At 72.4% G+C, this 12,652-nt stretch carries 11 protein-coding genes; 5 read left to right on the forward strand and 6 right to left on the reverse strand.

Annotated elements, in window-relative coordinates; all coding sequences use genetic code 11:
• The first annotated feature begins 11 nt into the window (after positions 1 to 11).
• Genes NH339_RS09395 through hrpA form a run of 3 tightly spaced genes read left to right on the forward strand, consistent with a single transcriptional unit; the run spans position 12 to position 5,292 of the window.
• Positions 12 to 908, forward strand: coding sequence for a neutral zinc metallopeptidase (locus tag NH339_RS09395; protein ID WP_253024721.1), 897 nt, complete (start codon positions 12 to 14; stop codon positions 906 to 908).
• Positions 905 to 1,675, forward strand: coding sequence for a CPBP family intramembrane glutamic endopeptidase (locus tag NH339_RS09400; protein ID WP_308207055.1), 771 nt, complete (start codon positions 905 to 907; stop codon positions 1,673 to 1,675). Before NH339_RS09395 ends, NH339_RS09400 begins: the two co-directional genes overlap by 4 nt.
• Positions 1,672 to 5,292 (forward strand): ATP-dependent RNA helicase HrpA, encoded by a 3,621-nt coding sequence (gene hrpA, locus NH339_RS09405; protein WP_253024723.1) that lies wholly within the window; start codon positions 1,672 to 1,674, stop codon positions 5,290 to 5,292. The genes NH339_RS09400 and hrpA overlap by 4 nt, the downstream gene beginning before the upstream one ends.
• A 64-nt stretch (positions 5,293 to 5,356) precedes the next feature.
• On the opposite strand, the gene NH339_RS09410 is transcribed toward hrpA, so the two are convergent.
• On the reverse strand, positions 5,357 to 5,719 hold the full coding sequence (locus NH339_RS09410) for an FKBP-type peptidyl-prolyl cis-trans isomerase (RefSeq protein WP_067857553.1): 363 nt from the start codon (positions 5,717 to 5,719) through the stop codon (positions 5,357 to 5,359).
• Between the two features lie 589 nt (positions 5,720 to 6,308).
• Here NH339_RS09410 and NH339_RS09415 point away from each other — a divergent pair.
• Positions 6,309 to 7,328 carry a zinc-dependent alcohol dehydrogenase family protein gene (locus NH339_RS09415; RefSeq protein WP_253024725.1) on the forward strand — a complete coding sequence of 340 codons (1,020 nt, stop codon included), beginning with the start codon at positions 6,309 to 6,311 and terminating at the stop codon, positions 7,326 to 7,328.
• Positions 7,329 to 7,349: 21 nt separating this feature from the next.
• Here the strand turns inward: NH339_RS09415 and NH339_RS09420 are convergent, their stop codons facing one another.
• The 3 genes from NH339_RS09420 to NH339_RS09430 all read right to left on the reverse strand — a co-directional run bounded on the left by NH339_RS09420 (position 7,350) and on the right by NH339_RS09430 (position 10,460).
• On the reverse strand, positions 7,350 to 7,805 hold the full coding sequence (locus NH339_RS09420; protein ID WP_253024727.1) for a MarR family winged helix-turn-helix transcriptional regulator: 456 nt from the start codon (positions 7,803 to 7,805) through the stop codon (positions 7,350 to 7,352).
• A gap of 109 nt (positions 7,806 to 7,914) precedes the next feature.
• On the reverse strand, positions 7,915 to 9,138 hold the full coding sequence (locus NH339_RS09425) for an acyl-CoA dehydrogenase family protein (RefSeq protein WP_067857562.1): 1,224 nt from the start codon (positions 9,136 to 9,138) through the stop codon (positions 7,915 to 7,917).
• Positions 9,139 to 9,152: 14 nt separating this feature from the next.
• Positions 9,153 to 10,460: an acyl-CoA dehydrogenase family protein gene (locus NH339_RS09430; protein ID WP_253024729.1), complete on the reverse strand. Its 1,308-nt coding sequence runs from the start codon at positions 10,458 to 10,460 to the stop codon at positions 9,153 to 9,155.
• A 177-nt stretch (positions 10,461 to 10,637) separates the two neighbouring features.
• On the opposite strand from NH339_RS09430, the gene def reads away from it, so the two are divergent.
• A complete protein-coding gene (def, locus tag NH339_RS09435) occupies positions 10,638 to 11,234 on the forward strand; it encodes a peptide deformylase (protein WP_309634644.1) in 597 nt (198 codons plus the stop codon).
• Positions 11,235 to 11,268: 34 nt separating this feature from the next.
• On the opposite strand, the gene NH339_RS09440 is transcribed toward def, so the two are convergent.
• Both NH339_RS09440 and NH339_RS09445 read right to left on the reverse strand, forming a co-directional pair.
• A complete protein-coding gene (locus tag NH339_RS09440; protein WP_253024731.1) occupies positions 11,269 to 12,066 on the reverse strand; it encodes an RNA methyltransferase in 798 nt (265 codons plus the stop codon).
• A gap of 88 nt (positions 12,067 to 12,154) precedes the next feature.
• The coding region (locus NH339_RS09445) for a lytic murein transglycosylase (protein ID WP_253024733.1) at positions 12,155 to 12,652 on the reverse strand (498 nt) is incomplete at its 5' end.

Consider the following 12,652-nt stretch of genomic DNA (forward strand, 5'->3'; position numbering starts at 1 on the left):
AGACTCCGCGCATGAGCTTCAACGAGGACGCCCGCCTCGACACGAGCCAGGTCACTGGCGGTCGCGTGCGCGGCGGTGCCGTGGTCGGCGGCGGCATCGGCGCCCTCGTCGTGACGCTCGTCGCGATCTTCCTGGGCGTCGACCCGGGCGCCCTCACCGGCGGTCAGAGTCCCTTCGACACCAGCCAGGTCCAGACCGCGGGCGAGGACTCCACCGTCGACCTCAGCCAGTGCCGCACCGGCGCCGACGCCAACCGCGACGACGTCTGCCGGGTGGTCGGCACCGTCAACAGCGTCCAGGACTACTGGACCGACGCGCTGCCCGCCGACGTCGGCCGCCAGTACCGGCAGGCCCGCACGGTCGTCTTCTCCGGAGCGACGCAGTCGGCCTGCGGCACCGCCTCCAGCAGCACCGGCCCGTTCTACTGCCCGTCGGACGAGCGGATCTACATCGACACCGGCTTCTTCGACCTGCTCTCGAGCCGCTACGGGGCCGACGGCGGCGCGCTCGCGCAGGAGTACGTCGTCGCGCACGAGTACGGCCACCACGTCCAGCAGATCCTCGGGATCCTCGACCGTGCGCAGTCCGGCAGCGGCGCGACCGGCGGTGGCGTGCGCGTGGAGCTGATGGCTGACTGCCTCGCCGGCGTCTGGGCGCACCACGCCGCCACGACCGAGGACGCCGAGGGGACCACGTTGCTCGAGCCCCTGACCCCGTCCGACGTCCGCTCGGCCCTCTCGGCCGCGGCCGCGGTCGGCGACGACCACATCCAGGCCTCGGCCGGGGCCACGGTCGACCCCGACACCTGGACGCACGGCTCGAGCGAGCAGCGCCAGCGCTGGTTCCTCGCCGGCTACGACGGCGGCAGCGCCGACCAGTGCGACACGTTCGCCACGAACGACCTGTGAGCACCCCCGCCACGGGCGCGGCGGCCCCGGACGGCCGGCGCCTGCGCCTCGAGGTCTGGCTCGTCCTCGGCCTGTCCCTCGGCCAGTCGGCGGTCTACGCCGCGCTCAGCCTGCTCGCCGCGCTCACCCGCGGACCGCTGCGCGACGCGACCGCGACCCTCAACGCCTCGCGGAGCGACCGCGAGTGGCTCGACGTCACCTACCAGCTCCTGGGCATCGGCTTCGCGCTCGTCCCCGTCGGCCTGGCCCTGTTCCTGCTGGCCGGCGACGGTCCCGGCGTCCTGCGCCGGCTGGGCCTCACCGGCGCGGGACGGCTGCGCACCGTCCTCGACGGCGTGGGCCTGACCGCCCTCATCGGGCTCCCTGGCATCGGCGTCTACCTCGCCGGGCGCGCGCTCGGCGTCACCGCCGACGTCGTCACCGTGCCCCAGCAGGTCTACTGGTGGACTGCGCTCGTCCTCGTCCTCGCCGCCTTCCAGAACGGCGTGCTCGAGGAGGTCGTGATGATCGGCTACCTCTTCACCCGGCTGCGTCAGATCGGGTGGAGCACCCCGACGATCATCGTCTCCAGCGCCCTGCTGCGGGGCAGCTACCACCTGTACCAGGGCTTCGGCCAGGCGCTCGGCAACGTGCTCATGGGGCTGGTGTTCGGCTACTGGTACCACCGCACCCGGCGGCTCGCGCCCCTCGTGGTGGCCCATACCCTGCTCGACGTGTTCGCGTTCGTCGGTGTCCTCCTCCTCGGCGACCGGCTGGGGCTGCGATGACGACGTCGACGATGAAGGTGGAGGTCGCGCCGGGCCTGCCCATCGCCGACCGCGCCGACGACATCGCCGCGGCGCTGCGCGACCACCAGGTCGTGGTGGTCGCCGGCGAGACCGGGTCGGGCAAGACCACCCAGCTCCCGAAGATCGCACGCCTGCTCGGCCGCGAGCGCATCGTGCACACCCAGCCTCGACGCATCGCCGCCCGGTCGGTCGCGGCCCGCATCGCCGAGGAGTGCGAGGTCGAGCTCGGGCGGGAGGTCGGCTACGCCGTCCGCTTCGACGACCGCACCAGCGACAGCACCCAGATCCGGCTGGTCACCGACGGCCTGCTGCTCAGCGAGATCCACCACGACCGCGACCTGTCGCGCTACGACACCGTGATCGTCGACGAGGCCCACGAGCGCAGCCTCGCGATCGACTTCCTGCTCGGGTACCTCAAGCAGCTCCTCCCCCGACGTCCCGACCTCAAGGTCGTGGTCACGTCGGCGACGATCGACGTCGAGCGCTTCTCGGAGATGTTCGACGGTGCGCCGGTGATCGAGGTGAGCGGGCGCACCTACCCGGTCGAGGTGCGGTACCGGCCGCTGACCGACCCGGACGACGGCATGCTCGACGGCATCGAGTCCGCGATCCGCGAGCTGCCGCGCGAGGGCGACGTGCTCGTCTTCCTGTCCGGCGAGCGGGAGATCCGCGACGCCGCCGCCCACCTCGAGGGCCTGCGCTGGCGGCAGACGGAGGTCCTGCCGCTCTACGGCCGGCTCGCCGCGCAGGACCAGGCGAAGATCTTCGCGTCGCACCCGGGTCGTCGCATCGTGCTGGCCACGAACGTCGCCGAGACGTCCCTGACCGTGCCCGGCATCCGGTACGTCGTCGACACCGGCTACGCCCGCATCTCGCGCTACAGCCAGCGGCTCAAGGTCCAGCGGCTGCCGATCGAGCCGGTCTCGCGGGCGAGCGCGGCGCAGCGCGCGGGCCGGTGCGGCCGTGTGGCCGACGGCATCTGCATCCGGCTCTACGCCGAGGAGGACCACGACGGTCGGCCCGAGTTCACCGACCCGGAGATCCTGCGCACGAACCTCGCGTCGGTGCTGCTGCAGATGGCGTCGCTCGACCTCGGCGACGTCGAGGACTTCCCGTTCCTCGACGCACCGGACCGCCGTGCCGTGGGCGACGGTCGGGCGCTGCTGACCGAGCTCGGGGCGCTGCAGGAGGGCCGCGACCGCCGACCTCGGCTCACGCGGCTGGGTCGCACGATGTCGCGGCTGCCGGTCGACCCGCGCATGGCCCGCATGCTCCTCGCGGCGGACCGTCAGGGGTGCCTGGCCGACGTGCTCGTCATCGTCGCGGGCCTGTCGATCCAGGACCCGCGCGAGCGTCCGGCCGAGCAGCAGGCCCGCGCCGACCAGCTGCACGCGCGGTTCCGCAGTCCCGACTCGGACTTCCTGTCCTGGCTCGTGCTCTGGCAGTACGTGCAGGAGAAGCGCGACGAGCTGAGCAGCAGCGCCTTCCGCCGGTTGTGCCGCGACGAGATGCTGCACTGGCTGCGCATCCGCGAGTGGCAGGACGTGCACGCCCAGCTGCGCCGCACCGTGCGCGACCTCGGCATGAAGCCGGGGAAGGTGGGCGCCGACCCGGCCGACGTGCACCGGGCGCTGCTCAGCGGTCTGCTGTCGCACGTGGGCGTCCGGCAGGCCGACTCCAAGGAGTTTCTCGGCGCGCGTGGCGCACGGTTCATGGTGTTCCCGGGGTCCGCACTCGCACGCAAGCCGCCGCTGTGGGTCGTGGCCGGCGAGCTCGTCGAGACCGGTCGGCTGTGGGGACGCACCGTCGCGAAGGTCGAGCCCGAGTGGGTCGAGCAGGCCGCCGCGCACCTGGTGAAGCGCCAGTACGCGGAGCCGCACTGGTCGGCGCGGCGCGGAGCGGCCATGGCGAAGGAGCGGGTGACGCTGTACGGCGTGCCGCTGGTGGTCGACCGGCTCGTCCCGCTCGGCCGCCACGACCCCGCCCTGGCCCGCGAGCTGTTCGTCCGGCACGCCCTCGTGCAGGGCGAGTGGCGCACACGCCACGCGTTCGTGCAGCGCAACGCCCAGCGGATCCGCGAGGCGGAGGCCGTCGAGGACCGGGTCCGACGCCGGGGTCTGCGAGTCGACGACGAGACGCTGTTCGCGTTCTACGACGCACGGGTGCCTGCCGACGTCGTCTCCGTGCGCCACTTCGACAGCTGGTGGAAGAAGGCCTCGCGCGAGACACCGGACCTGCTCGACCTCGACCCGGCGATGCTGCTGGCGGACGTCGGCGACCTCGAGCGTGACTACCCGACGACCTGGACGTCGGAGTCGGCCGAGTACCGCGTGACGTACACGTTCGAGCCCGGTACCGAGAGCGACGGCGTCGTCGTCGACGTGCCGGTCGACGACCTCCTCTCCCTCGACCCGGCCGAGTTCCTGTGGAACGTGCCCGGTCACCGCGACGAGCTCGTGGTGGCGCTGGTCCGCTCGCTGCCCAAGCGGCTGCGTCGCGAGCTGGTGCCGGTGCCCGACCACGCGGCGGCGCTCGTCGAGCAGCTCGACCCCGCGGCCGGTCCGCTGCTCGACCAGCTGGTGCGCGGCATCCGGCAGCGCACCGGCACCCTGGTCTCGCCCGACGACTTCGACCTGTCGGCCGTCCCCGACCACCTGAAGGTGACGTTCCGGGTGGTCGACGACGGCACCGAGCTGGCACGGGGTCGCGACCTCGACGCGCTGTGTGCGGAGCTGCAGGACGTCGTGCGCCGCGACCTCGAGGTGGTCGCCGCGGAGGCCGCGCGGACCGGGATCACGACGTGGGACGTCGGCACGCTCGAGCGGACCGTGCCGGCCGGGCAGGTCGTCGGGTACCCGGCGCTCGTCGACGAGGGGACGTCGGTGGCGCTGCGCGTGCTCGACACCCCCGAGGAGCAGCAGGTCGCGATGGTGCGCGGCCAAGGTCGGCTGCTCGCCCTGTCGACCCCGACCACCACGCCCTCCCTCGGCCGCACGCTCGACCTGCGCCAGAAGCTCCTGCTGGCCTCCTCGCCCTACGGCGACGCGGCAGCCGTGCTCGACGACGCGCGGCTCGCTGCCCTCGACCGCCTGGTGGTCCGCCACGGCGGTCCGGTGTGGGACGAGGCTGCCTTCCAGACGCTGCGCGGGAGGGCGCGGGCCGACGTGCACGACGTCACGGCGGGGGTGCTGCGCGACGTCCTGCGGTCGCTGGAGAAGCTCGGCCAGGCCCAGCCGCAGGGCACGGGCGAGCCGGCCGAGGACGTCCGCGTCCAGCTGAGCTGGCTGGTGGCGCCGGGCTTCGTCCGCGACCTGGGCGTGGAGCAGCTGCGCCGCCTGCCCGTCTACCTCGAGACCGCGCGGCGGCGGCTCACGACACCGCTCACCGAGCAGCTGGTGCACGTGCACGAGCTCGAGGCGGAGTTCCACGAGCGCACCGGGGGCCTGAGCCCGCTTCGTCGCGCCGCGGCCGACGTGCAGGAGGTGCGCTGGGCCCTGGAGGAGCTCCGGGTGAGCGTGGTGGCCCAGAACCTCGGCACGGCGCGGCCGGTCTCGGTCAAGCGGCTGCGCCGTCTGCTGGACGACCTGCGCGTGTGAACCAGGAGCACGACGACGCCCCCGGACTCAAGGTCCGGGGGCGTCGTGGCTCGGGGCGCTCGGGTCAGCCGACGCCCAGCAGGTCGATGATGAAGACGAGGGTCTTGCCCGACAGACGGTGTCCGCCGCCGGCGGGCCCGTAGGCCAGCTCGGGCGGGCACACCAGCTGACGACGTCCGCCGACCTTCATGCCGGGGATGCCCTGCTGCCAGGCGCCGATCAGCTGCGGAAGCGGGAAGCGCGCGGACTGGCCGCGGTCCCAGGAGGCGTCGAACTGCTCGCCGGTGTCGAACTCGACGCCCACGTAGTGCACGTCGACGACGCCACCGGGCACCGCCTCGGGGCCGTCGCCGACGATGATGTCCTTGATCTGCAGCTCGGTGGGCGCGGGGCCCTCGATGAAGTCCACTTCAGGCTTGGAGGTCATGTCCCGATCCTTCCACACCTGGGTCGTGGGGGCTGCGGCCCGCGTCCGACGCAGGCATCTGCGCCCGCGCGGGACGGACGGTGGATCTGCCACGTTCTGAGCGCTCTCCAGGTGGAAGATCCACCGCCGAGCGGGCCGGACGTGGCAACGATGCTCCCTTCTCGTGGACCGTGCCACGAGAAGGGAGAAGCGCTGCCCAGCCCACCCCCAAGGGCGCCCACGATTCTTCCTTCGCGCGCTGGAGCACGAACGCTTCTGCGTCGATGACGGGATCCCGTGGCAAACGCAGCATCCTCGGCCCTACGACGCACGAACGCAGAATCGTGCGTCCCCCTTCAGCACCAACCCACAGCCCGAGACCCCTGACGGGCGCCGATGCCAGCCGCCCGGTCGAGGCCTTTCGGAGACCGGACACAGCGAAGCCCGAGGCAACGCACCAGCAAGGTCACGACCCCTGCGGCAGCGCACCAGCAAGGTCACGACCCTCTGCGGCAGTGCACCAGCAAGGTCACGACCGCCCAGACCGACGCACCCGCACGACGCACGGCGGCCAGCAGCACGCCTACCGTCGCACTGGTAGGAAGGAGGTATGCGTGCGACTGTCCTCCACAGCCCCGGCGACATCCGTCTCGACACCGTGCCCGACGCGGTCCTGCAGGACGACACCGACGCGGTCGTGCGCGTCGTGGCCGCCTGCGTGTGCGGCAGCGACCTCTGGCCCTACCGCGGCGCCAACGGCGACCAGGCGGAGCCGCGGCGCATCGGCCATGAGTTCGTCGGCGTGGTCGAGCAAGTGGGCTCAGCCGTGGCCGACGTGGCCGTGGGCGAGTTCGTCATCGCGCCGTTCCTGTACAGCGACAACACGTGCGCGGTCTGCCGCAAGGGCGTGCAGACGTCGTGCGTCAACGGTGGCGGCTACGACGGCGCCCAGGCCGAGCTCGTCCGCGTGCCGTTCGCCGACGGCACCCTGGTGCGCGTGCCCCAGCCGGTCGACGACGCGCTCGTCCCCCACCTGCTGACGCTCAGCGACGTGTTCCCCACCGGCCACCACGCCGCCGTCTCCGCCCGCGTGGGGCCGGGCTCGACCGTGGCGGTCGTGGGCGACGGTGCCGTCGGCCTGAGCGCGGTGCTCGCCGCCAAGCGTCTCGGAGCGGAGACCGTCGTGGCGATGTCGCGCCACGAGCCCCGCCAGGAGCTGGCGCGGCGCTTCGGCGCCGACCACGTCGTCGCGACCCGCGGCAAGGAGGGAGCCGCGGAGGTCAAGGAGATCCTCGGCGGGATCGGCGCGGACAGCGTCCTGGAGTGCGTGGGCACGAAGGAGTCGATGAAGCAGGCGTTCCAGAGCCTGCGTCCCGGAGGCACCGTCGGCTACGTCGGCGTCCCCCACGGCGTGGAGCTCAACGTGCCGGTCATGTTCGGCACGAACTCCGGCCTCGCCGGCGGTGTCGCGCCGGTGCGTCACTACCTCGACGAGCTGCTGCCCGACGTCGTCTCGGGGGCGATCACCCCGGGCGACGTGTTCGACCTGCAGCTCGGCCTCGACGACGTCGCCGAGGCCTACCGCGCGATGGACGAGCGGCGCGCGGTCAAGGTGCTCCTGCGGCCCTGACCTACGCGGCTCGTCCCGGGCTCACACAGTGCCGAAGGCGTCGTTGAGTCGCGCCAGCAGCTGCGCGAACGTGCGCAGCTCGGTGGGCTCCCAGTCCTCGATCACGCGGGCGAGGGCGGCGTGGGAGTCCTCGCGGTAGGCGTCGACGCGACGCACGGCCTCGGCGCTGGCCCGCAGCACGTGCGCGCGACCGTCCTCCGGGTGCGGGGTCCGGTCGACGAGCCCGGCGTCCTCCAGCATGCGGACCGCGCGGCTCACGGTCGACTTGTGGACGTGCAGGGAGTCGGCGAGGTCCGACGCGCGCACGCCACCGCTCGACGTCGTCGCGTCGACGATAGCGAGGAGCAGCACGAACGTGCTGTAGTCGAGCTCGTCGTGGATGGTCGCGAGGTTGCGCAACGACCGAGCCCTGACCTGGCGGACGAGCCGCGTCAGCTGGTAGTCGACGTCGAAGTCCGGCGGCAGCTGCCCAGTCATGTCGACATCCTAGGGGTACGCCCCACACCGCACCGACGACGCGTGCAGGCCCCGCCACCCTGGGGGTGACGGGGCCTGCACGGTGCTGCGGTCGGATGCTCTCCGGTCCTCAGCGCAGCTGCGCCGACGACAGGTTCAGCAGGCGACGCGCGACGATCAGCTGCTGGATCTGCTGGGTGCCCTCGAAGATGTCGAGGATCTTGGAGTCGCGCGACCACTTCTCGAGCAGCTCGCCCTCGCTGTAGCCGAGGCTGCCGGCCAGCTCGACGCACCGCAGGGTGATGTCGTTGCCGGCCCGGCCCGCCTTCGCCTTCGACATCGACGCCTCCATGGAGTTCGGCTTGCGGTTGTCCGCCAGCCACGCCGCCTCGAGGGTCAGCAGCAGCGCCGCCTCGTAGTCGGCCTCCATCTGCAGGTAGGTCGCCGCCGCGTACGACTGCGACGTCGCGGGACGGTCGTAGTCGATGACGACGCCGGCGTCCTCGAGCAGCTCGCGCGTGAGCTCGAGCGCCGCGCGGGCGCAGCCCACCGCCATGCCGGCGACGAGCGGACGGGTGTTGTCGAACGTCGCCATGGCGCCGGCGAAGCCCTGCTTGGTGTCGATCTCCTCGTTGCCGAGGATGTTCTCCGCCGGCACGCGGCAGTTGTCGAGCACGATGACGGCCGTGTCGGACGCGCGGATGCCGAGCTTGTGCTCGAGCCGCTCGACCCGGATGCCGGGCAGCGACTTCGGGACCACGAAGCTCTTGATGGCCGCACGGCCGAGCTTCGGGTCGAGCGTCGCCCAGACCACGACGGAGTCGGCGCGCTCGCCGGACGTCACGTAGATCTTCTCGCCGTTGAGCACGTACTCGTCGCCGTCCTTGATGGCGGTCGTGCGGATCGCGGCGGAGTCGGAGCCGCAGCCGGGCTCGGTGATCGCCATGGCCGCCCACGTGCCCTTGAACTTCTCCAGCTGCTCGTCGGTGGCCACCGACGCGATCGCGGAGTTGCCCAGGCCCTGGCGTGGCATCGAGAGCAGCAGGCCGACGTCGCCCCAGCACATCTCGATGATCGAGAGCACGGAGGACAGGTTGGTGCCGTTCTTGACCTTGCCCTTGTCCTTCTCCGAGGCGTCCTCGCTGCGGCGGACGCCGGCAGCACCGGCACCCTGCCCGGCGCCCGAGTCGCCCATGCCGTCGATCAGCGAGGCGAGGAGGTCGAGCTCCTTGGGGTAGGCGTGCTCCGCGAGGTCGTACTTGCGGGAGTTCGCGCGCAGGAAGTTGTCAGCGACCTCGTGGGCCTGCTGGATGAACCCGCGGAACTTCTTGGGGGTGTCGAGGTTGATCGTCATGTTCGTGTCCGTCCTCAGACGAGGACTGCTCCTTCCAGGACGCCGACGGCCCGCAGGTCGCGGTACCACCGTTCCACCGGGTGCTCCTTGACGAAGCCGTGACCACCGAGCAGCTGGACGCCGTCGGTGCCGATCTTCATGCCGTACTCGGCCGCGAGCTTGCGGGCGAGGGCGACCTCACGGGACGCGTCGCGACCCTGCTCGTGCCGCGACGCGGCCTTGAGGGTGACCAGGCGCATGCCCTCGAGCTCGATCGCGATGTTGGCGACCATGAACGCGACCGCCTGGCGGTGCGCGATCGGCTCGCCGAACGCCTCGCGGGTCTTGACGTACTCCTTGGTGTAGTCGAGCACGGCGCGACCCGTGCCGACCGCGAGCGCCGACCACGCCAGGCGCGACAGCCGCACGCACTCGCGGTAGTCGTCGGCGGTGCCCAGCAGGGCGGTCTCCGGGACCACGGCGCCGTCGAGGCTCAGCTTGGTGAGGCCCGCCGCGCGCAGACCCATGGACGGGTCGGCGGCGAGGGTCAGGCCGGGCGTGCTCGACTCGACGACGAAGAGGCGCGGGGTGCCCTCGAGCGCCGCGGCGACCACGAACAGCTCGGCCTCCGTGCCGCGCACGACGGCGGACTTCACGCCGGTGAGGCGGTAGCCGCCCTCGGTCGCGGTGGCGGTGGTCTGCAGCTCGAACGGGTCGAACAGCGGACGCGACTCGGCCACGGCGAGCGCGGCGGCGGGCACGTCGTCACCGGTGAACGCCGGCAGGTAGGTCTGCTGCTGCTCGTCGGTGCCCCACAGCGAGATGGCGGTGGCGACGGACGCCGGGGCGAGGCAGGCGACGGCCTGGCCCATGTCGCCGTAGGCGAGCGCCTCGTTGACCAGGACGCCGGTGACCACGGAGCGCTCCTCCGAGAGGCCACCGAGCGACTCGGGGACGTTCAGCAGCGTGAGCCCGAACTCGCTGGTCTGGTCGAGCACCTCCTTGGGGGTGTCGTCGGCCTTCTCGGCCGCCTCCGCGCCGGGGCGCAGCACCTCGTCGGCGAACTCGCCGATGACGTCGACCATCATCTGCTGGTCCTCGGTCGGCGTGAGGTCGAACAGGCCGCTGTCCTGCGTCGCGCCGAGGCGCTGCGGCGTGCCGGAGCCCTTGACGCGCTTGAAGGTGCGGTTGGCGTTGGCCGCGAGCTGGAAGCCGGACTTGGCTCCCTGGTAGACGGCGCGCTCGGTGGCCTTGCGCAGGCCGAGCTTGTCGATGGCCTGCGAGCTCGCGATGCGGTTCAGCACCGCGAGCCCGATGCCCATGGGGTCTGGTCGGTTCGCCACGGTGTCTCCTTGGCAGGGACGTTGGTGTGATGGGGGTCGGGACGGGTTCCCGCCGGCACCGCTGGGGTGCACGACTCCACTGTAACTGTGAGTTGCAGTGCCGCGTACCGATGGTATCCGACGTCACAGGGCGGAGTCCACGACTCGGGGCGATTCGCCCCGCGATACGTTGGGCCGGTGGCGTCACACCCCAGCTCTCGTCCCCTGCCCGACGGCGGATCGGTCCGTCCCATCACCCGGTGGGGCACCCCCGTCATGCACCACGAGCTCACCGAGGTGACCTCGTTCGACGAGGAGCTCGAGACGCTCGTCCGCGACATGGTCGCGACGATGTACGCCGCGAACGGCGTGGGGCTGGCGGCCAACCAGGTGGGCGTGGACCTCAAGGTGTTCGTCTTCGACTGCCCGGACGACGACGACGTCCGCGTGACCGGCGTGGTCGTGAACCCGCGGCTCACGCTGCCCGAGGCGGCAGAGCGCAACCTCGACACTGCCGACGAGGGCTGCCTCTCGCTGCCCGGCGCCTTCACCGAGTGCTCGCGCCCCGACGTCGCCAGCGTGACCGGCGTCGACGAGAAGGGCCAGCCGGTCGAGTTCCACGGCACCGGCCTGCTCGCGCGCTGCCTGCAGCACGAGACCGACCACCTGCACGGCACCGTCTTCGGCGACCGCGTGCCGGCGAAGGCCCGCAAGAAGCTCTACAAGAAGCACGAGGAGCTGGCCGACGCCTACCCCGGCGACTGGCCGGTCACCCCGGCCGCGATCGAGGACTGAGCCCGCCTCGCCAGGGGTCGACGACCCTGGGGCGTCAGCGCAGGTGCCAGCAGGCGACGGCGACCGAGGTGGCGACGTTGAGGCTGTCGATGCCCGCCGCCATCGGGATCGTCACGCGCACGTCGCTGCTGCGCTGCCAGTGGTCGGTGAGCCCGGGCCCCTCGGAGCCGACGACGAGCGCGAGCCGCTCCGGCACGTCGCGCACGTCCTCGAGCGACACCGCGTCGTCGGCCAGCGTCATCGCGTAGGTGGTGAATCCGTGGCGGGACAGCAGGGCGGGCGTGCCGTACCAGTCGTCGACGCGGGCGTGCGGGACCGAGAACACCGCGCCCATGGCGACCTTGACCGCGCGCCGGTAGAACGGGTCGGCGCAGCGCGGCGACAGCAGGACGGCGTCGAAGCCCAGGGCCGCCGCCACCCGGAAGATCGCGCCGACGTTCGTGTGGTCCACCAGGTCCTCCAGCACGACCACGCGTCGCGCGGCGGCCAGGACGTCGTCGACGTCGGCCGGCGCGGGCCGGCGGACGGCCGAGAGCGCCCCGCGGTGCACGTGGAACCCGGTGACCCGCTCGACGTCCTTCTCCGACATGACGAAGCAGGGCGCGTCGCTCGCGTCGAGGACGTCGCGCAGGCCGTCGAGCCAGCGCGGTGCCATGAGGAACGAGGCAGCCTGGTGCCCGGCCTCGTGGGCCCGCCGCACGACCTTCTCCCCCTCGGCCAGGTAGATCCCGTGCTCGCTCTCGTGCGCCAGCCGCATCTGCACGTCGCGCAGGTGCAGGTAGTCGGCGAGACGGGGGTCGTCGAGGTCGTCGACGTGCACGATGCGGGCCACCGGCCCACCCTACGGCCGCCTCGGCGCCCTCCCCCACCCCGTCCGCACCGACCCGCCTGTGGCGGCTGATGCCGTCATCCGAGGGGAATCAGCCGCCCGAGCGCGCGGCGTAGGCGTCGGCGGCGGCGAGGACGCTGCGCACGTAGACGTCGGAGTGGTTGTAGGAGTGCACGGCGGACGTCCACCCGGCCGGGGTGGTGAGGTCGGCGCCCGAGGCGCAGAGGTAGCGCGCGGCGGTCCAGGCGGCGTCGTCGACGTCGTCGACGTCCGCGACACCGTCGCCGTCGCCGTCGGAGCCCCACTGCCGCCACGTCGAGGCGATGAACTGCAGGGGGCCGCGCGCCCGGTCCCAGTTGCCGCCCTCGCTGATGGCCGCGTAGCCGGAGGTGCCGTCGAGCGCGGGACCCTCGACGCTCGTGCGACCGTCCGGCGCGAGCGTGCTCCCGCCGTGGCTCGACTCGACGTGCCCGATGCCGGCGAGCGTCGTCCACCCGAGCCGGCAGCCGGGCAGCTCGACCCCGGCCCGCAGGGTGGCCGACGCGTACGCCTGCAGCGCCCGTGCCGGGACGTCGGTGGCCGTCGCGGT

The sequence above is a fragment of the Aeromicrobium sp. CnD17-E genome, assembly GCF_024124745.1.
Taxonomy (GTDB): domain Bacteria; phylum Actinomycetota; class Actinomycetes; order Propionibacteriales; family Nocardioidaceae; genus Aeromicrobium.